Annotated in this window: 18 protein-coding genes; 7 read left to right on the top strand and 11 right to left on the bottom strand. The window is 72.1% G+C overall.

The annotated features are described in order from the left end of the window. Positions 1 to 18: 18 nt before the first annotated feature. The 4 genes from ACIRPX_RS11060 to ACIRPX_RS11075 form a co-directional block, all read right to left on the bottom strand. Positions 19 to 2133, bottom strand: coding sequence for a SpoIIE family protein phosphatase (locus ACIRPX_RS11060; protein ID WP_404191497.1), 2115 nt, complete (start codon positions 2131 to 2133; stop codon positions 19 to 21). A 322-nt stretch (positions 2134 to 2455) separates the two neighbouring features. Beyond that, positions 2456 to 3151, bottom strand: coding sequence for a DUF402 domain-containing protein (locus tag ACIRPX_RS11065; RefSeq protein ID WP_404191500.1), 696 nt, complete (start codon positions 3149 to 3151; stop codon positions 2456 to 2458). Between the two features lie 72 nt (positions 3152 to 3223). Then, positions 3224 to 4609, bottom strand: coding sequence for a class II fumarate hydratase (locus ACIRPX_RS11070; protein WP_404191503.1), 1386 nt, complete (start codon positions 4607 to 4609; stop codon positions 3224 to 3226). Positions 4610 to 4700: 91 nt separating this feature from the next. Then, complete coding sequence (locus ACIRPX_RS11075; RefSeq protein WP_404191506.1) at positions 4701 to 6368, bottom strand: fumarate hydratase; 1668 nt, start codon at positions 6366 to 6368, stop codon at positions 4701 to 4703. A gap of 146 nt (positions 6369 to 6514) precedes the next feature. On the opposite strand from ACIRPX_RS11075, the gene ACIRPX_RS11080 reads away from it, so the two are divergent. Together ACIRPX_RS11080 and ACIRPX_RS11085 are read left to right on the top strand one after the other, a co-directional pair. After that, positions 6515 to 7228, top strand: a complete 714-nt coding sequence (locus tag ACIRPX_RS11080; protein ID WP_404191509.1) for a DUF1707 domain-containing protein — start codon at positions 6515 to 6517, stop codon at positions 7226 to 7228. Positions 7229 to 7402: 174 nt separating this feature from the next. Continuing rightward, complete coding sequence (locus ACIRPX_RS11085) at positions 7403 to 7777, top strand: WhiB family transcriptional regulator (RefSeq protein WP_404191512.1); 375 nt, start codon at positions 7403 to 7405, stop codon at positions 7775 to 7777. Between the two features lie 94 nt (positions 7778 to 7871). Here ACIRPX_RS11085 and glpX read toward each other — a convergent pair whose 3' ends face one another. Further along, entirely contained in the window at positions 7872 to 8906 is a 1035-nt protein-coding gene (glpX, locus tag ACIRPX_RS11090; protein WP_404191515.1) for a class II fructose-bisphosphatase, read from the bottom strand. Positions 8907 to 9033: 127 nt separating this feature from the next. On the opposite strand from glpX, the gene ACIRPX_RS11095 reads away from it, so the two are divergent. After that, on the top strand, positions 9034 to 9561 hold the full coding sequence (locus tag ACIRPX_RS11095; protein WP_404191518.1) for a DUF4245 domain-containing protein: 528 nt from the start codon (positions 9034 to 9036) through the stop codon (positions 9559 to 9561). Between the two features lie 69 nt (positions 9562 to 9630). Here ACIRPX_RS11095 and ACIRPX_RS11100 read toward each other — a convergent pair whose 3' ends face one another. The 4 genes from ACIRPX_RS11100 to ACIRPX_RS11115 form a co-directional block, all read right to left on the bottom strand. Further along, entirely contained in the window at positions 9631 to 10221 is a 591-nt protein-coding gene (locus ACIRPX_RS11100) for a malonic semialdehyde reductase (protein WP_404191521.1), read from the bottom strand. Between the two features lie 149 nt (positions 10222 to 10370). Continuing rightward, a complete protein-coding gene (locus ACIRPX_RS11105) occupies positions 10371 to 10604 on the bottom strand; it encodes an exodeoxyribonuclease VII small subunit (RefSeq protein ID WP_404191524.1) in 234 nt (77 codons plus the stop codon). A gap of 9 nt (positions 10605 to 10613) precedes the next feature. Next, positions 10614 to 11822, bottom strand: a complete 1209-nt coding sequence (gene xseA, locus ACIRPX_RS11110; protein ID WP_404191527.1) for an exodeoxyribonuclease VII large subunit — start codon at positions 11820 to 11822, stop codon at positions 10614 to 10616. Between the two features lie 198 nt (positions 11823 to 12020). Then, positions 12021 to 13454 carry an APC family permease gene (locus ACIRPX_RS11115; RefSeq protein ID WP_404191529.1) on the bottom strand — a complete coding sequence of 478 codons (1434 nt, stop codon included), beginning with the start codon at positions 13452 to 13454 and terminating at the stop codon, positions 12021 to 12023. Between the two features lie 114 nt (positions 13455 to 13568). On the opposite strand from ACIRPX_RS11115, the gene ACIRPX_RS11120 reads away from it, so the two are divergent. Both ACIRPX_RS11120 and ppgK read left to right on the top strand, forming a co-directional pair. Beyond that, positions 13569 to 14570: a 4-hydroxy-3-methylbut-2-enyl diphosphate reductase gene (locus ACIRPX_RS11120; protein WP_404191533.1), complete on the top strand. Its 1002-nt coding sequence runs from the start codon at positions 13569 to 13571 to the stop codon at positions 14568 to 14570. Positions 14571 to 14599: 29 nt separating this feature from the next. Continuing rightward, positions 14600 to 15343: a polyphosphate--glucose phosphotransferase gene (ppgK, locus tag ACIRPX_RS11125; protein WP_404191536.1), complete on the top strand. Its 744-nt coding sequence runs from the start codon at positions 14600 to 14602 to the stop codon at positions 15341 to 15343. A 94-nt stretch (positions 15344 to 15437) separates the two neighbouring features. Here the strand turns inward: ppgK and ACIRPX_RS11130 are convergent, their stop codons facing one another. Continuing rightward, complete coding sequence (locus tag ACIRPX_RS11130) at positions 15438 to 16067, bottom strand: DUF6542 domain-containing protein (protein WP_404191539.1); 630 nt, start codon at positions 16065 to 16067, stop codon at positions 15438 to 15440. Positions 16068 to 16267: 200 nt separating this feature from the next. Between ACIRPX_RS11130 and ychF the strand changes: the two genes are divergently transcribed. Next, on the top strand, positions 16268 to 17356 hold the full coding sequence (ychF, locus tag ACIRPX_RS11135; RefSeq protein ID WP_404191542.1) for a redox-regulated ATPase YchF: 1089 nt from the start codon (positions 16268 to 16270) through the stop codon (positions 17354 to 17356). A gap of 166 nt (positions 17357 to 17522) precedes the next feature. On the opposite strand, the gene ACIRPX_RS11140 is transcribed toward ychF, so the two are convergent. Beyond that, positions 17523 to 18440 (bottom strand): LysR family transcriptional regulator, encoded by a 918-nt coding sequence (locus tag ACIRPX_RS11140; protein WP_404191545.1) that lies wholly within the window; start codon positions 18438 to 18440, stop codon positions 17523 to 17525. Positions 18441 to 18555: 115 nt separating this feature from the next. On the opposite strand from ACIRPX_RS11140, the gene ACIRPX_RS11145 reads away from it, so the two are divergent. Beyond that, positions 18556 to 19386 carry an oxidoreductase gene (locus tag ACIRPX_RS11145; protein ID WP_404191548.1) on the top strand — a complete coding sequence of 277 codons (831 nt, stop codon included), beginning with the start codon at positions 18556 to 18558 and terminating at the stop codon, positions 19384 to 19386. The last annotated feature ends 131 nt before the right edge of the window (positions 19387 to 19517 follow it).

The raw sequence follows: 19517 nt of genomic DNA on the forward strand, positions 1-19517 counted from the left end.
CCGCTTGCGCGGCACGCCCTAGATCCGGTTCAGCTCGAACCAGACCACCTTTCCGGTGCTCAGCCGCGTCGCGCCCCACCGCCGGGCCAGCTTGTTGACCAGGTACAGCCCGCGGCCGCCCTCGTCGGTCGCCCGCGCCTGCCGCAGCCGCGGCAGCTGCGGCACGTCGTCGCCGACCTCGCAGCGCAGCACGTCGGTGCGCAGCAGCCGCAGCGTGACCGGACGGGACGCGTAGCGCACGGCGTTCGTCACGACCTCGCTCACGAGCAGCTCCACGGAGTCGCTGAGGTTCTCCATGCCCCAGCGGGACAGCGCGCGCCGGGCGAGCCTGCGGGCCCGCCCGGGGGCGGCGTCCTCGGGCTCCAGGAACCAGTACGCCACGTCGCTGGGCGCGATCCCGTCGAAGCGGGCGGCCAGCAGCGCGATGTCGTCGTCCCGGTCGCCGGGGCCGAGCATGTCGAGGACCTCGTCGCACAGGGCCTCGAGCGGCGGCGGATGGTCGGGCCCGGTCAGCTGCGCGGTCGCGGCGAGCTTCTCACGCAGCTGCTCTATGCCGGTCCACACGTCCCGCAGGCGCGACTCGACCAGGCCGTCGGTGTAGAGCAGCAGGGTCGCACCGGCGGGCGCGTCCAGCTCCACGGCCTCGAAGTCGACGCCGCCCACGCCGATCGGCGCCCCCGGCGGCACCCGCAGCACCTCGGCGCGGCCGCCCAGGTGCAGCAGGACCGGCGGCGGATGGCCGGCGTTGGCGATGGTGATGCGGTGCGAGACCGGGTCGTAGACGGCGTAGAGGCAGGTCGCCATGCGGTCGGTGCCCAGGCGCTGGGCCTGTTCGTCGAGGTGGTGCAGGACCTCCTGCGGCGGCAGGTCGAGCCCGGCCAGGGTCTGGGCGGTGGTGCGCAGCTGTCCCATGATCGCGGCGGAGGTCATGGAGTGGCCCATGACGTCGCCGACGACGAGGGCGACACGGCTGCCGGGCAGCGGGATCGCGTCGTACCAGTCGCCGCCCACCCGCGCGGTCTCGGCGGCGGGCAGGTAGCGGGAGGCCAGGCGCACGCCCGTGGGCCGCGGCAGCGTCTCCGGCAGCATGGTGCGCTGCAGTTCGTCGGCGATGTACGCCTCGCGGCCGTAGAGCACCGCCTTGTCGATGCCGAGCGCGCTGTGCGTGGCGAGCTGGGCGGCGACCAGGAGGTCGTCGGCCTCGAAGGCGAGGCGCTCGGGGCGGCGCAGGAAGAGCGCGGCGCCGATCACGCGGCGCCGGCCGCGCAGCGGGGCGAGGATCGCACGCTGCCCGCCGGGCACCAGGAACTCGCCCGTCCCGCCGAGGAGCTCGGGCAGGGCGGCGCGGGCGGCGGGCGCGTCCGTGAAGACCGGGCGCACTCCGCGCAGCACCTCCGCGAGCGCGCTGCCCGGCCGGACCTCGCAGATCTCGGAGCCGACCGCGTCGAGCCCCGTCATCTCCGGCGGCTCGGGCTGCAGCGCCGGCGAGAAACCGCCGTCGGTGTCGCGCTCCGCCGGGATCCGGTCGGTGCGCCGCAGCCGCAGCAGGAGCGGGCCGGTGGGCCGCTCGTCGCCCACGGGCAGCGGATCGCGCAGATAGACGAGGATCGCGTCGGAGAAGGTCGGCACGGTCGCCCGGCACAGCCCCATGACGATCTCGTCGAGGTCGATGCCGCGGGCGATGCGCCGCGTGGCGGCGCCCACGAAGCGCAGCCGGTCGCCGTCCCGCCGCATCGGCGTGGGACGTCCGGGCGCCGGCGCCTGTCCGGTCCGGCGTTCCTGGCCACCGCCGTCCTGCGGGCGGCCCGGCTCGGCGCCCGGCCGGTCCGGGTCGGCCTCGGGCGCGGGGCGCGGGCGATGGTCCTCCACGCTCGACTTCGCCCGCGCGGGAGGCGTCCCCATCGGGTCCTCGGCGGCGGGCTGCGAGTGCTCGGGGCCGCTGGTGTCGGAGGGGTGCGAGGCCGGTTCCTTTCCCTTGCCGCACGGCGTGGCCGTGCCCGGCGTCGGCGTCTCTCCGGTGCGGGCCTGTGCCGGTAAGGCGGCCGCGGGGGAGATCGGCGCCGGGGTGTGCAGGAGCGCGCCGCGGGGGTCCGCCGCGGGGGCGGCGCCCAGCCGCGGGCGCTCGAAGGACATGGGGTGCTCCGTCACGCGTGTCGAATCCGTCCGTCCGGGGCTGCGCCTGGCGTGCGCAGTTCGTCCCGCAGGAATGCCGATACCCGGAATACGTGTCCCCGGAACGGAATTCCCGCGTGGTCAGAGGCTGTTCCTGTGCCGCGGGCGCACCGACTGCGGCTCGCGGGGCGCACCCCGCGGATGTTGCCCTCGTACCCCTCGCTCACGTCCTGCCGCCCCTCGGTGACGATCGGTCAAGCCCAGCGCATGCTCCGGGAGTTGCTACTGCGCACCCTTGCGGAGGACGATCCTACGGTTGTGCACCGGGGGCGCATCAAGGGTCTCATGTGGACACGTGCGCGGGCGTACGTTCCCAATCCTCCGGCAAAGACGGTACAGCCCAGGACGGATCCGGGCGCCAGTGCTGCCAGCCGTCGCTGAACGGCGGGCCCCAGGCGCCGATCACCTCCACCGCGCAGCGGCCCGCCTCCCGCACCCGCTCGGCGCTGTCGGCGCCCATCAGGCCGTCCCACTGGGCCTGCGCGAACTCGTCCTCGTCCCGCCAGTGCCAACTGCGGTCCGGGTGCACGGAGATGTCGAGGAAGTGGTCCTCGGAGTCGACGCCGCCGCTCCAACGCGTCAGCGGTGCCTCAAGGTTGACGTACCAGTTCTTGAACAGCCAGCCCGGCTCCCAGAACAGCCAGACCGACCAGGGTTCGCCGGGCCGGGCCAGCTTCAGCACACCCGTGCCGAACCAGCGGTCGTACTGGACGGTGCGGGGCTTGGTGTACCGCGTCTCGAGCGGCTCGACGTGCACGGGTGTGCCGTCGGCGAGGACGGGCCGCACGCACTCGGTGCCGGGCGCCAGCCAGACGGCGAGCAGGTCGGCGTCGTCGCGGACGACCGTGACCGGGCGGGCGATGTGGAAGCGCGCGCCGCCGTTCTCCCGGTACCGCCACAGGATCTGTGCCCCGGGGGCCCAGAAGCCCGTCCCGCCGACTGCCGCCCGGTCCGCTCTCACCGCTCCGCCCTCTGCCATGAACAGATATTAGGTGCCACAGGCATACGACGCTGCGGCGCGCGTCACGGTTCGCGCCGGGGCGGCGAAATGTCACGGATGCGTCATCCGCAGGACATCCAGTGCCTCGTCGAGCTGCTGTTCCGTGAGGTCGCCGCGGTCCACGTAGCCGCTCTCCAGGACGACCTGGCGGATGGTCTTCCGCTCGGCGAGCGCCTTCTTGGCGACCTTCGCGGCCTCCTCGTAGCCGATGTACCGGTTGAGCGGGGTGACCACGGAGGGCGACGACTCGGCGTACTCGCGCGCCCGCTCCCGGTTCGCGGTGATCCCGTCCACGGTCCGGTCGGCGAGCAGCCGGGAGACGTTCGCGAGCAGCCGGACCGACTCCAGGACGTTCCTGGCGATGACCGGCAGCATCACGTTGAGCTCGAAGTTGCCGGCGGCGCCCGCGGTGGCCACGGTCGCGTCGTTGCCGACGACCTGGGCGGCGACCATGAGCACGGCCTCGGGGATCACCGGGTTGACCTTGCCAGGCATGATCGACGAACCGGGCTGCAGATCCGGCAGGTTGATCTCGGCGAGCCCGGTCCGCGGGCCGGACGACATCCACCGCAGATCGTTGGCGATCTTGGTCAGCCCGACCGCGACGGTCCTGAGCTGCCCGCTGGTCTCCACGATGCCGTCGCGCGCGCCCTGCGCCTCGAAGTGGTCGCGGGCCTCGGTCAGCGGCAGGCCGGTCACCCGGGCGACCTCCTCGATGACGGCGGCGGAGAACCCGGGCGGGGTGTTGATGCCGGTGCCCACGGCGGTGCCGCCGAGGGGCAGCTCGGCGAGGCGGGGGAGCGAGGCGTACAGCCGCTCGACGCCGTAGCGCACCTGGGCCGCGTATCCGCCGAACTCCTGGCCCAGCGTCACGGGCGTGGCGTCCATCAGATGCGTCCGGCCCGACTTCACGACGTCGGCGAACTCCTCGGACTTGCGCTCCAGGGCGGCGGCGAGGTGCTCCAGGGCCGGGATGAGGTCGCGGGCGACGGCGCCGGTGGCGGCGATGTGGAGGGAGGAGGGGAAGACGTCGTTGGACGACTGCGAGGCGTTGACGTGGTCGTTGGGGTGGACGTCCCGGCCGAGCCGCTCGCTCGCGAGCGTGGCGACGACCTCGTTGGTGTTCATGTTGGACGAGGTGCCCGACCCCGTCTGGAAGACGTCGATCGGGAACTGCGCGTCCCAGTCCCCGCGGGCGACCTCCGCGGCCGCCTCCTGGATGGCCTCGGCGACGTCCTTGTCGAGCACACCCAGCCGCGCGTTCACCTTCGCGGCGGCGCCCTTGATGCGCGCCAGCGCCTCGATGTGGGCGCGTTCGAGGTGCTGCCCGGAGATCGGGAAGTTCTCGACGGCACGCTGGGTCTGGGCCCGCCACTTGGCGTCCGCCGGAACCCGGACCTCGCCCATGGAGTCGTGCTCGATGCGGTATTCGCTCATGCCCGGTACAGCGACCGGCGGGCTCCGTATGTTCCGGGGCCCCGCTGCGGGCCCCGCACCGGTCGGGGGACCGGCGCGGGGCCCGGCGGCATCACGCGAGCCCGGGCCCGCGCACCGGAATGCTCGTGAACGTCGGCTGCGGCGCCGGGTCCTGGAAGAAGTCGTTCCCCTTGTCGTCGACCACGATGAACGCGGGGAAGTCCTCGACCTGGATCCGCCAGACGGCCTCCATGCCGAGCTCCTCGTACTCGACGACCTCGACCTTCTTGATGCAGTCCTGGGCGAGGCGGGCGGCCGGGCCGCCGATGGAGCCGAGGTAGAAGCCGCCGTGCGCGTCGCAGGCGTCGGTGACCTGCTGGGAGCGGTTGCCCTTGGCCAGCATGACCTTGGAGCCGCCCGCGGCCTGGAACTGCTCGACGTAGGAGTCCATACGGCCGGCCGTGGTGGGACCGAAGGAACCGGACGCGTATCCCTCGGGGGTCTTCGCGGGACCCGCGTAGTAGACCGGGTGGTCCTTGAGGTACTGCGGCATCTCCTCGCCCGCGTCCAGCCGCTCCTTGATCTTGGCGTGCGCGATGTCGCGGGCCACGACCAGCGGGCCGCTGAGCGAGAGCCGGGTCTTGACCGGGTACTTGGTCAGCTCGGCGAGGATGGCGTCCATCGGCTGGTTGAGATCGATCCTGACGACGTCGCCGTCCTGCTCCAGATGCTCGTCCGTCGTCTCCGGCAGGAACCGCGCCGGGTCCGTCTCCAGCTGCTCCAGGAAGACGCCCTCGGCGGTGATCTTCGCGACGGCCTGGCGGTCGGCGGAGCAGGACACCGCGATGGCCACCGGGCAGGAGGCGCCGTGCCGCGGCAGCCGCACCACGCGCACGTCGTGGCAGAAGTACTTGCCGCCGAACTGCGCGCCGATGCCGATCCTCTGCGTCAGCTCGAAGACCTTCTGCTCCAGGTCCTTGTCCCGGAAGCCGTGGCCGAGCTCGGAGCCCTCCGCCGGGATCTCGTCCAGGTAGTGCGCGGAGGCGTACTTGGCGGTCTTCAGCGCGTACTCGGCGGACGTGCCGCCGACGACGATCGCCAGGTGGTACGGCGGGCACGCGGCCGTGCCGAGCGAACGGATCTTCTCCTCCAGGAACGTCATCATGGAGGACTCGTTCAGGACGGCCTTCGTCTCCTGGTACAGGAAGGACTTGTTGGCCGAGCCGCCGCCCTTGGCCATGAACAGGAACTTGTAGGCGCCGCCGTCGGTGGCGTACAGCTCGATCTGGGCCGGCAGGTTCGAGCCGGTGTTCTTCTCCTCCCACATGGTGAGCGGAGCCATCTGCGAGTAGCGCAGGTTGAGGTTGTGGTAGGCGTCGTAGATGCCCCGGCTCAGGGCCTCCTCGTCGCCGCCCCGGGTGAGGACGTTCTGGCCGCGCTTGCCCATCACGATCGCCGTGCCGGTGTCCTGGCACATGGGCAGCACGCCCGCCGCCGCGATGTTCGCGTTCTTCAGCAGGTCGAGGGCCACGAACTTGTCGTTGCCCGACGCCTCGGGGTCGTCGACGATGCGGCGCAGCTGCGCCAGGTGGGCCGGCCGCAGGTAGTGCTGGATGTCGTGGACGGCCTCCGCGGCGAGCTTGCGCAGCGCCTCCGGCTCCACCCTGAGGAAGGTCCGCCCGTCGGCCTCGAAGGTGGAGACACCTTCGGAGGTCACCAGCCGGTAGGGGGTGGTGTCCTCTCCCATGGGGAGCAGATCGGTGTACGCGAACTCAGGCATCTTCGCCCATTCCTCACTCGGCAGACGGCGGCCCGCCGACACTGGCGGGCGCTCACCAGCGTAGAACCTGCCTGCGTCGGCGGGCTTGTGAGGTTGTCCTCAGTTGGGGGTAGTCGCGATCTATCGCGTTTCGGTACGCTGCTGCCGTGGACCTTCAGAAGCAGGACCTTCACCAGCGTGCCGAACCCGCACCCGAACCCGCGCCGGCCGACCTGCGCGCCTCGGACGCCGACCGCGACCGCATCGCCGACATCCTGCGGGACGCCCTCGCGGAGGGCCGGCTGACCGCCGAGGAGCACGCGGAGCGGGTGGAGGGCGTGCTCGCCGCCAAGACGGTCGGCGAGCTGGAGGTCTTCATCCGGGACCTGCCGGCCGCCCACCGGCGCCGCGCGGCCCCCTCCTTCGCGGCGGCCCCCAACCGCCCCTCCGCGGGGGCGATCCCGGCCGACCCGGACGACAATGTCGTGGCGGTGTTCAGCAGCGCCGTCCGCAAGGGCCGCTGGCGCGCCGGACGCCGTATCCACGCGTACGCGGTCTTCGGCAGCGTGGAGATCGACCTCAGCAAGGCGCTCTTCGAGTACCAGCAGGTCGTGATCAAGACGGTCTCGGTCTTCGGCAACGTCGAGATCCGCGTCCCGGAGAACGTGTCGCTGCGCGGCACCGGCGGCGGCGTGCTCGGCAACTTCGAGGTGGACACCCTCGACTCGGCCGAACCGGACGCCCCGGTCGTCTACGTCGACGGGTGGGCCGTCCTCGGCAACGTCGAGGCGCGGCCCAAGCGCGGCAGGCTCGTCGCGGACATCCTGGACCGGGTTCAGCGCAAGGTCGACAAGAATGTGCGCAAACACCTGGATCGTTGACGTTTGCTAATCCGGTCGCGCCGGAAGGCGATTGGTCCACCCCCGGCCGGAGCGCGGCGAACCTCACAACCACCCGAAATCCAGCGGTTCGGAACTCAGTGCATAGGCACGCGTACAGCGGGTAGGCCTTGCTGCATCGTCTCTCGCTCGCGAAGCCGTCGTCAGGAGTAGACCGTGCTGCAACCGCCGCATTCGTCCCTGCAGGTAGCTGCTGTTCCGGCCCGGCGGGTGCCAGTGCGGGACAGGGACCAAGACGCTCCGTGGCACACCGAAGCGGTGTGCCGGCGCGACGAGGCAGGCCTGTTCTTCGCCCCCTCGAAAGAACCCACCGCCGCCCGGCTCTCGCGCGAGGAGGCGGCCAAGCGCGTCTGCGCCCGCTGCCCCGTGATGGTCGAGTGCCGCGAGCACGCGCTCCTGCAACCTGAGCCCTACGGCGTCTGGGGCGGTCTCACCGCCGCCGAGCGCCGTGTGGTCCTGGCCCGGCGCCGCCGCCGCGAGATGGAACTCAAGAAGGCCGTCCCGCCGGCGCGCATAGCGCAGGCCGGATAGCCGCGAGAGGCAACAGAAAGGGCGCCCCCTTCCGCACCAGGGGGCGCCCCGTTTCTCGTTGTCCGCCGAACGGATTCGGTGAACGGTTTCCGGCCTATTTGGCGCGGTCGAAATCGATCGCGCTGTAGGCCCGCAGTTTGCTCAGCCGGTGCTCGGAATCGATCCTGCGCACCGTCCCCGACTTCGACCGCATCACGATCGAGTCGGTCGTCGCGGTCTCCGAGCGGTACCGCACACCGCGCAGCAGCTCGCCGTCGGTGATGCCCGTGGCGACGAAGAAGACGTTCTCGCCGGAGACGAGGTCGTCGGTCATCAGCACCCGGTCCAGGTCGTGGCCCGCGTCGACGGCCCGCGCCCGCTCCTCGTCGTCCTTCGGCCACAGCTTGCCCTGGATGGTCCCGCCCAGGCACTTCACCGCACAGGCCGAGATGATCCCCTCGGGCGTGCCGCCGATGCCGAGCAGCATGTCGACGCCGGTGCCCTCGCGCATCGCGTAGATCGAGCCGGCCACGTCGCCGTCGGAGATCAGCTTGATCCGCGCGCCGGCCTCCCGGATCTCCTTGATGATGCCCTCGTGCCGGGGCCGGTCGAGGATGACGACGGTGACGTCCTCGGGCGTGGAGCGCTTGGCCTTGGCGACCCGCCGGATGTTCACCGACACCGGGGCGTCGATGTCGACGAAGTCGGCCGCCTCGGGCCCGGTGACCAGCTTGTCCATGTAGAACACGGCGGACGGGTCGAACATCGAGCCGCGGTCGGCGGCGGCGAGCACCGCGATGGCGTTCGGCATGCCCTTGGCGGTCAGCGTGGTGCCGTCGATCGGGTCGACGGCGATGTCGCACTCGGGCCCGGTCCCGTCACCGATCTGCTCTCCGTTGAAGAGCATCGGGGCCTCGTCCTTCTCGCCCTCGCCGATCACCACCACGCCGTTCATCGACACGGTGGAGACCAGGCTCCGCATGGCGCGCACCGCGGCACCGTCGGCGCCGTTCTTGTCGCCGCGCCCGACCCAGCGGCCCGCGGCCATCGCGGCCGCTTCGGTCACCCGGACGAGCTCCAGGGCGAGGTTCCTGTCGGGGGCTTCGCGCGGTACTTCGAGTTCGGACGGCAAGTGATGATGCTCGGTCATCGAGGCGCACCTTTCTGATACGACGACGGCCGGATGAGGGTTCGACCACCGACTCTATCCTCAGTCCGACAAAATGAGCAGGGGACCCCACGGATGAGCGGACCGGGCACCTGCGACGATAGGGGGCGTGGCAGGTTCGAACGGCAAGCAGAAGACGGTCCGGGACATGGTTCTCTCCCTGGCCGTCATCGGGATCGCGGCGGCAGTCATCTACGTCTTCATCCCGCACGACGACTCGCGACCGGACACCAAGCCGGTCGACTACCGCGTCGAGCTCCTCACGGCTCGCCGCGCCGCGACCTACCCGGTCGCCGCCCCCGAGGGACTGCCCGGGACCTGGAAGGCGACCTCGGTGCGCTTCCGGGGGGACGACTTCGACTCCTGGCATCTGGGCTTCGCCACCCCCGACGACCAGTACGTGCAGATCGAGCAGTCGACTCAGAAGCCGGCGCAGTTCATCGACGAGGCCAGCCAGGGCGCGCGGGCGACGAAGACCACGCAGCGGATCGACGGCCGGACCTGGACGCGCTACACCGGCGGCCGCTACGACGCCCTCGTGCTCCCGGGCAAGGGCTCGACGACGGTGGTCGCGGGCACCGGCTCCTTCGAGCAGCTGACGCGGATGGCCGAGGCGCTGAAGATGGCGAAGGCGTAGCCGGGCGGACCCGGCAGAGCGAAGGCCCCCGGCGGTGACGCCGGGGGCCTTCGGCAGGTGCGGGACGGCTCAGACCGTGGTGACGACCTGCTCGTACTCCAGGCGGGGGGAGCGCGGGAACCAGGCGTCCTCGCCCGGCTTGCCGATGTTGACCACCATCAGCGGGGTGTGGTCGTCGTCCAGGAACTCCTTGCGGACGCCCTCGAAGTCGAGACCGGTCATCGGGCCGGCGGCGAGACCGGCGGCACGGACGCCGATGATGAAGTAGGCGGCCTGCAGCGCGGCGTTCAGGGAGGCGCTGCCCTCGCGGACCACACGGTCGCCGAAGAAGGCGTCCTTGGCCTGCGGGAAGTGCGGGAAGAGCGCCGGCAGCTCCTCGTGGAACTCGTTGTCCGCGGAGAGGATCGCGACCAGCGGGGCGGTGGCGGTCTTCTTCTGGTTGCCCTCGGCCATGTGCCGCACCAGGCGCTCGCGGGCCTCGGCGGAGCGGACCAGGGTGACCCGCAGCGGGGACTGGTTCATGGAGGTCGGGCCGTACTTGACCAGGTCGTAGATCGCCTGCACCTGCGCGTCGGTCACCGGCTCGTCGGTGAAGGTGTTCGCGGTGCGGGCCTCGCGGAACAGCAGGTCCTGGGCGGCGGCGTCAAGAGCGAGAGACATGGCTGAACTTCCTCGGTAAGGGTGTCCGGTTCCCAACCGGACCACGGTCCGGTTAAGCTGACAGGCACGACCGTACGACAATGAAGTTCAAGGTTCAACGAAAAACGGGGCGTAGTGATCCGCTTCACAGCAGACCACCGCCGGGACGGCTACTCGCCGCCCTCCTCCCCGTCCTCTTCCTCCTCGGCCAGCGCCGCGTCGAGGCGGGCCCGCGCGCCGTCCAGCCAGCGCCGGCACACCTTCGCCAGCTCCTCGCCCCGCTCCCAGAGCGCGAGGGACTCCTCGAGCGTCGTACCGCCCGCCTCCAGCCGCCGTACGACCTCGATCAGCTCGTCCCGCGCCTGCTCGTAGCCGAGCGCCTCTTCCGCCACCTTGCTGGTCATCGGCCCACCCTATGCGTCGACTCGTACGGAGAAATCACCCTCGGCGACCCGCGCCCGCAGCGTCTCCTCCGCCGTGACCTCGGCGGGGTCGCGGACCACATGACCGTCCTCCTTCTGCAGCACGGCGTACCCGCGCTTGAGGGTGGCGGCGGGGGAGAGGGCCACCACGCGCGCGTGCGTGTGCGTCAGCTCGGAGCCGGCGCGGTCCAGGAGATGCCCCAGCGTGCGCCGTGAGCGGTCGGTCAGCGAGGCGATGTGGTCGGCCCGCTCGTCGACCATCCGGTGCGGGTCCTCCATCGAGGGGCGCGCGAGCGCGTGGGCGAGCCCGCGCTCCTCCCGCTCGACGAGCGCCTGCACGCACCGCCGGGCCCGGTCCCGCAGCAGCCGTACGCGCTCGTGCTCCTCGCCCACGTCCGGTACGACCTTCTTGGCGGCGTCGGTCGGGGTGGAGGCGCGCAGGTCGGCGACGTGGTCCAGCAGGGGGTTGTCGGGCTCGTGACCGATCGCCGAGACGACCGGGGTGCGGCACTCGGCCACGGCGCGCACCAGCTGCTCGTCGGAGAAGGGCAGCAGATCCTCCACGCTGCCGCCGCCGCGCGCGACGATGATCACGTCCACCCCGCCGAGCGCGTCGAGCTCCTTCACCGCCTGGACCACCTGGGGGACGGCGTGCACGCCCTGCACGGCGACGTTGCGCACTTCGAAGCGGACGGCGGGCCAGCGGTGCCGGGCGTTCTCCAGGACGTCGCGCTCGGCGGCCGAGGCGCGGCCGCAGACCAGCCCGATGAGCTGGGGCAGGAAGGGCAGGGGCTTCTTCCGCCCGGGCGCGAACAGTCCCTCGGCGGCCAGGGACTTCTTCAGCCGCTCCAGCCGGGCGAGGAGTTCACCGATGCCGACGGGCCTTATCTCCGCGGCGCGCAGGGAGAGCTGGCCGCGGGGCGCGTACCACTCCGGCTTCGCGTGGACGACGACCCGCGCGCCCTCGCTGACGGCGTCGGCGACGGCGTCGAACACCTGGCGGTAGCAGGTGACGCCGATGGAGATGTCGTGCGAGGGGTCCCGCAGCGTGAGGAAGACGACGCCGGCGCCGGGCCGCCGCGACAGCTGGGTGATCTGCCCCTCCACCCAGACGGCCCCCAGCCGGTCGATCCACCCTCCGATGAGCCGCGAGACCTCGCCGACGGGCAGGGGGACGTCCGCGGACGTGTTGAGAGCCATGCCGCGAGCGTAACGGCCCCGACCGACAACACGGCCCGCCACCGGCCCGCCCGCCCGGTGGTGGGCGGCAGGGTGCGGTGCCCGTGCCTGGGTGGCGGCGTCATCGATGCGGTGGTCGGCTGGATCGTTCGCGTGACCTGGGCCGCTCTCGGGTGGTGTCGCCGGCTCGTCCGTGGCGTGGGGGGGCGTGGGTGGGTGTCAGGGGGTCGGTGCGGCGGGTGGGGCGTGGTGGCGGAGGCGCCGGGCGAGCAGTGTCACGAGTCCGGCGGCCAGCCAGATCGTGCCCACGACCTGGGCCGTCCACGAGGCTTCCACGATCACGGCGACCGTGATCACCGCGCCCAGCACCGGGATCACCACGTGCCGCCACCAGCTCACCGCGCCCCCGGCCCGGCGCACCGCGAACCAGCCCACCACGCTCGCGTGCAGCAGCGTGAACGCCGTCAGCGCGCCGATGTCGACCACGGACACCAGGCGGTCCATCCCGTCGTCCCGGCGGGCCGCCCACACCGCCGCGACCAGCGTGATCACGGCCGCGCACAGCAGCGCCACCCGCGGCAGCCCGGCGTCCGTCCTGGCCAGCACCCGCGGCAGCCTCCGGTCCCGCCCCATGGCGAACAGCAGCCGCCCGGCCGCCGCCTGCCCGGCCAGCGCCGCGAACGCCGCCCCGATCGCCTTGCTCACCGCCACCAGGTCGTGCAGCCACGTCCCGACCGAGATGTCCACGGCGTCGTAGAACGCGGACCCCTGCTTCCCGGGAGCGGCGGCCAGCCGCGCCGACGTCGTCGGCTCCAGCAGCGCCACCAGGTACGTCTGCGCGATGAACAGCACGCCCGCGAGCGCGAGGCAGAACAGCAGGGCCCGCGCCACCTTCTCCGGCCCGCCCGCCCGTTCCCCGCCACCACCCTTCCGCCGAGCCGCGCGCCCCTCCTCGCCGACCTCCTCCACGAAGGTGGCGATCGCGTCGAAGCCCAGGTACGAGAGCACGGCCACGGAGACCGCGCCGATCACCGCGGACAGCGCGAACGCCCCCTGCGTGCCGTCCCCGGCCAGCGGGGACCACCAGCCCCGTACCGGGCCGTCCTGCCCCAGCACCACCAGCGCCGACGCGACGAACACCAGCAGCACCACGACCTCCATGGCCAGCACCAGGAAGCCGGCGCGGGCCGCGGCCCGCACACCCCACAGGTTCAGCGCCGTGGTGACGACGACGGCGAGCGCCGTCCACACCCAGCGCGAGACCTCCGGCACCAGGGCGTTCATCGCGATACCGGAGAAGAGATAGGCGACCGCCGGGATCAGCAGGTAGTCCAGCAGCGCCATCCAGCCCGCCACGAACCCCGCCGCCCTGCCGAGCCCCACGCGCGCGTAGGCGTACACCGACCCCGCCCGGGGGACCACGCGCACCATCTGCGCGTAGCTGAACGCGGTGAACGCCATCGCGACCGTGGCGACGACGTACACCAGCGCGACGGCCCCGTGCGACGTCGCGTCCAGGGCGCCGAACACGCCGACGGGCGCCATGGGGGCGATGAACAGCAGCCCGTAGACCACCAGATCCCGCAGGCCGAGGCTGCGCCGCAGGTCATGCTCCTCGTCGGTGGTCCGCGCCGCCGTGCCGGTCCTGGACATGGTGCCTCCGCAGGTGCCTCGTCCGTCGTGTCCTTCCCCACCTCTCCCACACCACGGCCGGTCTCCCCGAGGAGGCGATCTTCGACCCCCCGAACGTGGCCCTACGATGGAGGTATGACTGCTTCGTCTGGCCGCCGTGTCCTGCTCGCCGCCCCCCGGGGCTACTGCGCGGGTGTGGACCGCGCCGTGATCGCCGTCGAGAAAGCCCTGGAGCAGTACGGGGCCCCGGTCTACGTCCGGCACGAGATCGTCCACAACAAGTACGTCGTGCAGACCCTGGAGAAGAAGGGCGCGATCTTCGTCGAGCGGACCGAGGAGGTCCCGGAGGGCAACATCGTGATGTTCTCCGCGCACGGCGTCGCCCCGGTCGTCCACGAGGAGGCCGAGCGCGGCCGCCTCGCCACCATCGACGCGACCTGCCCCCTGGTCACCAAGGTCCACAAGGAAGCCGTCCGCTTCGCCAAGGAGGACTACGACATCCTCCTGATCGGGCACGAGGGCCACGAGGAGGTCATCGGCACCTCCGGCGAGGCCCCCGACCACATCATGCTGGTCGACGGCCCCGGGGACGTCGCCAAGGTCGAGGTCCGCGACCCCTCCAAGGTCGTCTGGCTCTCCCAGACCACGCTCTCCGTCGACGAGACGATGGAGACCGTCGACGCGCTCAAGGAGAAGTTCCCGCAGCTGATCTCCCCGCCCAGCGACGACATCTGCTACGCCACGCAGAACCGTCAGCTCGCGGTCAAGCAGATGGGCGCCGAGGCCGAGCTGGTGATCGTCGTCGGCTCCCGCAACTCCTCCAACTCCAAGCGCCTCGTCGAGGTCGCCAAGCTCGCCGGCGCCCGCGAGGCGTACCTGGTGGACTTCGCCGACGAGATCGACGCGTCCTGGCTGGAGGGCGTCTCCACGGTCGGCGTCACCTCCGGCGCCTCCGTCCCGGAGATCCTCGTCGAGCAGGTCCTGGAGTACCTGTCCGGGCGCGGCTTCGAGGACGTGGAGATCGTCAAGGCGGCCGAGGAGTCCATCACCTTCTCGCTGCCCAAGGAGCTGCGCCGCGACCTGCGCGAGGAGGCGGCGTCGCTGATCGCGGAGCGAACCGGCGGCTCGCAGGAGTGACGTTCCGTCCTCCGTCGTAACGTATGGCCATGCAGATCTTCGGTGTGGACATCGGCGGGTCCGGGATCAAAGGCGCCCCGGTGGACCTGGACAAGGGCGACCTGGCGGAGGAGCGCTGCAAGGTGCTCACCCCGCATCCGTCGACGCCCGACAGCGTGGCGGACGGCGTGCGGGAGGTGGTCCGGCACTTCGACTGGCAGGGCCCGGTCGGCCTCACCTTCCCCGGTGTGGTCACCGCGGGCTCCACGGTCCGCACGGCCGCCAACGTCGACAAGTCCTGGGTGGACACCGACGCGCGCGCCCTGTTCACCGAGCGCCTCGGCGGCCTGCCGGTGACGGTCGTCAACGACGCGGACGCCGCGGGCGTCGCCGAGATGCACTTCGGCGCGGGCCGGGACCGCGCGGGCACGGTCATCCTGCTGACCTTCGGCACCGGCATCGGCAGCGCCCTGTTCATCGACGGCAGGCTCGTGCCCAACACCGAGCTGGGCCATCTCGAACTGGGCGGCCACGACGCGGAGAAGCGCGCCTCCAGCAAGGCCAAGGAGGACGGCGAGCTGACGTGGGAGCACTGGGCGCGCCGCGTGCAGAAGTACCTCGCCCACGTCGAGATGCTCTTCTCGCCCGAACTGATCGTCGTCGGCGGCGGCGTCAGCCGTAAGTCCCACAAGTTCCTGCCCCTCATCGAGGGCATCAAGGCCGAGATCGTCCCGGCCCAGCTGCAGAACAACGCGGGCATCGTGGGGGCGGCGATGCGGGCGGCGGAGAGCTAGGGGGTGCCTGACACCCCCTGGGGCGTGCTGTGAAAGTGGTGTCGTCCGCCCCGAGGGCAGGCGTCGCTCCCGCAGCGGTCCCGGGACCCCGTCCTCAGTGCGCGGGCGGGCGGCGCCGGTCGGCGCGCCCGCGCATCAGGGCGACCTTCCGTACGGTCGCGACCGCGCCCGCGACGAACGTCCCCGCGTACAGCCACAGGGCCTGGGTCGCCAGCGCCGTCACCAGTCCCATCAGCCGGCCGGACAGCCCTCCGCCGCCGTCCGCCACGGGCAGCAGGCCCACCGCGAAGGCGATCGGCACGACGACGGGCGGGGAGGCCAGGTCGCCCTTGCGCACCCAGAGCGCGGTCAGCAGGCAGACGGGCAGGAACAGCACGCCGTAGACCGTCGGCGAGCCCCCGAGCAGCAGCCGGTCGAGACAGCCCAGTACGAACATCAGCGTCCCGCAGAACAGGCCGCCGCCGAGTCCGGTCAGCCGCGGATCGGGCATCCGCCGCATCCGCCGCATCCGCCGTACGGCCTCGGCCGGTGGCCCCGCGGGCTGCCGGGCGCCCGCCGGGCGCTGCGCGGGACGGGTGGCCGGGGAGCGCTGCGCGGCGGGCCGCCCGCCCTCGCCGGTGCCGTCGGCCGCGCCGCCGCTGCCGCCGCGCTTCGCCTGTGGGGGCAGCGGGGGCCTGCCGCGTCGCGTTCCGTTGCGCGGGGGTGGCGTCCTGTGTTGCTCCACCGGACCAACTTAGGTCGGCTTATGTGCCGAATCGCCCCTCAGACACGCCGATGGGAAGAGCTTGGCCATGCGTTCGACGGGGCGCCGGGGCGGGTGACGGCACGCCGTAGACTGGTGGATCGGCCCGCCCCCGCACCGAAGAAGGACCGGGCCCGCAGCCCCAGTCCCCCTGATGTCTCTCACGTACGGGAAGTCGCAACGTGTCGCTCACGATCGGAATCGTCGGTCTGCCGAATGTCGGCAAGTCGACCCTTTTCAACGCCCTGACCAAGAACGACGTGCTCGCGGCCAACTACCCGTTCGCCACGATCGAGCCCAACGTGGGCGTGGTCGGCGTTCCCGACGCCCGGCTCGCCAAGTTGGCCGAAATCTTCGCCTCGCAGCGGATCCTCCCGGCGACGGTCGACTTCGTCGACATCGCCGGCATCGTGCGCGGCGCCTCCGAGGGCGAGGGCCTGGGCAACAAGTTCCTCGCGAACATCCGTGAGTCCGACGCGATCTGCCAGGTCATCCGCGCCTTCAAGGACGAGAACGTCGTCCACGTCGACGGCAAGGTCTCGCCGAAGGACGACATCGAGACGATCAACACCGAGCTGATCCTCGCCGACCTGCAGACCGTCGAGAAGGTCCTGCCCCGGCTCCAGAAGGAGTCGCGGATCAAGAAGGACATCGCGCCGAAGGTCAAGGCGGTCGAGGAGGCCAAGGCGATCCTGGAGAAGGGCGACACCCTCTTCTCGGCGGGCATCGTCCAGGGCTCCGGCGACGAGGAGCTCCTGCATGACCTGCACCTGCTCACCACCAAGCCCTTCCTCTACGTCTTCAACGTCGACGAGGACGAGCTGGTCGACGAGGACTTCAAGAACGAGCAGCGCGCCCTGGTCGCCCCCGCCGAGGCCATCTTCCTGAACGCCAAGCTGGAGGCCGACCTCGCCGAGCTCGACGAGGACGAGGCGCTCGAACTGCTCCAGTCCGTCGGCCAGGACGAGCCGGGCCTCGCCACCCTCGCGCACGTGGGCTTCAACACCCTCGGCCTGCAGACCTACCTCACGGCCGGCCCCAAGGAGTCCCGCGCCTGGACGATCAAGAAGGGCGCCACCGCTCCCGAGGCCGCCGGTGTCATCCACACCGACTTCCAGAAGGGCTTCATCAAGGCGGAGGTCATCTCCTTCCACGACCTGGTGGAGACCGGCTCGGTCGCCGAGGCCCGCGCGAAGGGCAAGGCGCGCATGGAGGGCAAGGACTACGTGATGCAGGACGGGGACGTGGTGGAGTTCCGCTTCAACGTGTAGCGGCCGGCCCTGCCCCGTCGCCGATCCGGCAGACGTGCAGGTCAGAGAGGGTCCGACGCTCCGGGGTCGGACCCTTCGCCTTTCCCCGTGCTCCCGCGGCCGCCGCCTGCCATCTGACCACCAGGCTCCGTGGCGCCCGGGAGTTCCTCGGTGAGGGGCCGTCGGCTCACCGTCCGGTTTCCCCTTCCGCCACCCGCCGGCACGCCTCCGCGTAGGCCCGTACCAGGGGTCTGCGGTCCTGCTTCCGCCAGGCCAGGGCGTACCGGCTGGGGGCGATCCCGCGGACCGGCCGTGTCACCACGCCGCCCAGGGTGAGCAGCGGGACGTTGCCCGCGGCCACCAGGCATACGCCGAGGCCCGCGACCAGCGCCTCGTACGTCTCCTCCGTGCTCGCGATCTCCGCGCCGATGCGGGGCGGGCGGCCGCCGCGCTCGTCGAGGGCGAGGAAGTGGTCCCGCAGTGGACCCGTCGCCTCGGGCAGGGCGAGGAAGGGCTCGTCGGCCAGTTCCGCGAAGTCGATCGCGGGGCGGCCGGCGAGCGGGTGGGACTCCGGCAGCGCGACATGGCGGGGCTCCTCGGCGACCACCGTCCAGGCGAAGCGCTCCTGGTCCGGCAGGGGCAGCCAGACGAAGGCCACGTCGGCGTCGCCGTCCGCCAGGCCCGCGGTCGGGTCCTCCCAGCTCACCTGGCGCAGCCGGACCGCGGCCCCGGGGTGCGCGGCCGAGAAACGGGAGCGGATCGCGGGCAGCAGCCCGCCGCGGCCGGGGCTGGTGCTCATGCCCACCACCAGGGTGCTGCGCAGCGCGGCCCGCGCCTCCTCCATCGCCGACGCGCCCCGGGCCCAGGCGTCCAGCACCCGCCGGGCGTGCGGCAGCAGCGCCGTCCCGGCCGCGGTGAGGGCCACGCGGTGCCGGTCGCGGCGCAGCAGTTCGACGCCCAACTGCCGCTCCAGCGAGCGGATCTGCTTGCTCAGCGCGGGCTGCGAGACGTACAGCCGCTCGGCCGCGCGGGTGAAGTGCAGCTCCTCGGCGACCGTGACGAAGTACCGCAGGTCCCGCACATGGACGTCCGTCGTCATAACCATCGGTTGTCACGGTAGGTCTTGGACGGGCGGGGGTCCACGGGAGCAGCCTGGTGCACGAGCGACGAGGACAGCCGCGGAGAGCTGCTCCGGGCGCTCCCTACGGAGGCTGGGTGTCATGAACAAGGTGTGGCTGATCACCGGTGCGAGCAGCGGACTCGGGCGGGCCGTCGCGGAGGCGGCCGTCGCCGCGGGCGACGTCGTGGTGGGTGCCGCCCGGCGGCCCGAGGGGCTGGCCGACCTCGTGGCCGCCCACCCCGACCAGGTGGAGGCGCTGCGGCTGGACGTCGCCGACGTCGGTGCCGCCGGACCGGCCGTGCGGGACGTCGTCGCGCGGCACGGACGGATCGACGTACTGGTCAACAACGCGGGCCGCACCCATGTCGGTGCCTTCGAGGAGACCACCGACGCCGAGTTGCGCGACCTGTTCGACGTGCACGTCTTCGGGCCCGCGGCCCTCACGCGCGCGGTGCTGCCGCACATGCGCGAGCGGCGCTCCGGCGCGATCGTGCAGATGAGCAGCATGGGCGGGCAGATGTCCTTCGCGGGGTTCTCGGCGTACAGCGGTACCAAGTTCGCGCTGGAGGGGCTGTCGGAGGGGCTCGCCGACGAGGTGCGGGAGTTCGGCATCAAGGTGCTGATCGTGGAGCCGGGGTCCTTCCGGACGGCGTTGTTCGACAGCAGCCGTGCGGGGGTCAGCGCGGACAGCGGTGTGTACGCGGGCGTCAGCCGGACCCGTGCCGCCGTCGCCGGCGGCGACGGCACCCAGGGCGGCGACCCCGCGAAGGCGGCGGCGCTGGTCGTCGCCGCCCTGGACGCCGAGGAGACGCCGCTGCACCTGCCGCTCGGTGAGGACGGCGTCGAGGCGGTCCTCGGCAAGCTCGACCAGGTGCGCACCGAGATCGCTGCCTGGGAGAAGCGCACGCGCGCCACGGCCATCGCCGACTGAGCGGCCTCCCGCGGCGGGCGAGTGCGCCGCGGGCCGTCGCGGGCGGGCGCGGCTTCCCGCCGTGGGCGACGGTCTGGCGTTCCGCCGTGGGTGGCTGAGCCGCTTCCCGCCGTGGGCGATCGTGTGGTGTC

It is taken from the genome of Streptomyces sp. NPDC101225, from assembly GCF_044767585.1.
Lineage (GTDB): Bacteria > Actinomycetota > Actinomycetes > Streptomycetales > Streptomycetaceae > Streptomyces.

Bases quoted from the DNA above. Each gene is read 5' to 3' on its own strand.
- ppgK (WP_404191536.1), top strand. From the start codon at position 14,600: ATGCAGATCTTCGGTGTGGACATCGGCGGGTCCGGGATCAAAGGCGCC.
- ACIRPX_RS11115 (WP_404191529.1), bottom strand. From the start codon at position 13,454: ATGTCCAGGACCGGCACGGCGGCGCGGACCACCGACGAGGAGCATGAC.
- ACIRPX_RS11120 (WP_404191533.1), top strand. From the start codon at position 13,569: ATGACTGCTTCGTCTGGCCGCCGTGTCCTGCTCGCCGCCCCCCGGGGC.
- ACIRPX_RS11100 (WP_404191521.1), bottom strand. From the start codon at position 10,221: ATGTCTCTCGCTCTTGACGCCGCCGCCCAGGACCTGCTGTTCCGCGAG.
- ACIRPX_RS11060 (WP_404191497.1), bottom strand. From the start codon at position 2,133: ATGTCCTTCGAGCGCCCGCGGCTGGGCGCCGCCCCCGCGGCGGACCCC.
- ACIRPX_RS11070 (WP_404191503.1), bottom strand. From the start codon at position 4,609: ATGAGCGAATACCGCATCGAGCACGACTCCATGGGCGAGGTCCGGGTT.
- ACIRPX_RS11075 (WP_404191506.1), bottom strand. From the start codon at position 6,368: ATGCCTGAGTTCGCGTACACCGATCTGCTCCCCATGGGAGAGGACACC.
- xseA (WP_404191527.1), bottom strand. From the start codon at position 11,822: ATGGCTCTCAACACGTCCGCGGACGTCCCCCTGCCCGTCGGCGAGGTC.
- glpX (WP_404191515.1), bottom strand. From the start codon at position 8,906: ATGACCGAGCATCATCACTTGCCGTCCGAACTCGAAGTACCGCGCGAA.
- ACIRPX_RS11145 (WP_404191548.1), top strand. From the start codon at position 18,556: ATGAACAAGGTGTGGCTGATCACCGGTGCGAGCAGCGGACTCGGGCGG.
- ACIRPX_RS11065 (WP_404191500.1), bottom strand. From the start codon at position 3,151: ATGGCAGAGGGCGGAGCGGTGAGAGCGGACCGGGCGGCAGTCGGCGGG.
- ACIRPX_RS11105 (WP_404191524.1), bottom strand. From the start codon at position 10,604: ATGACCAGCAAGGTGGCGGAAGAGGCGCTCGGCTACGAGCAGGCGCGG.
- ACIRPX_RS11140 (WP_404191545.1), bottom strand. From the start codon at position 18,440: ATGGTTATGACGACGGACGTCCATGTGCGGGACCTGCGGTACTTCGTC.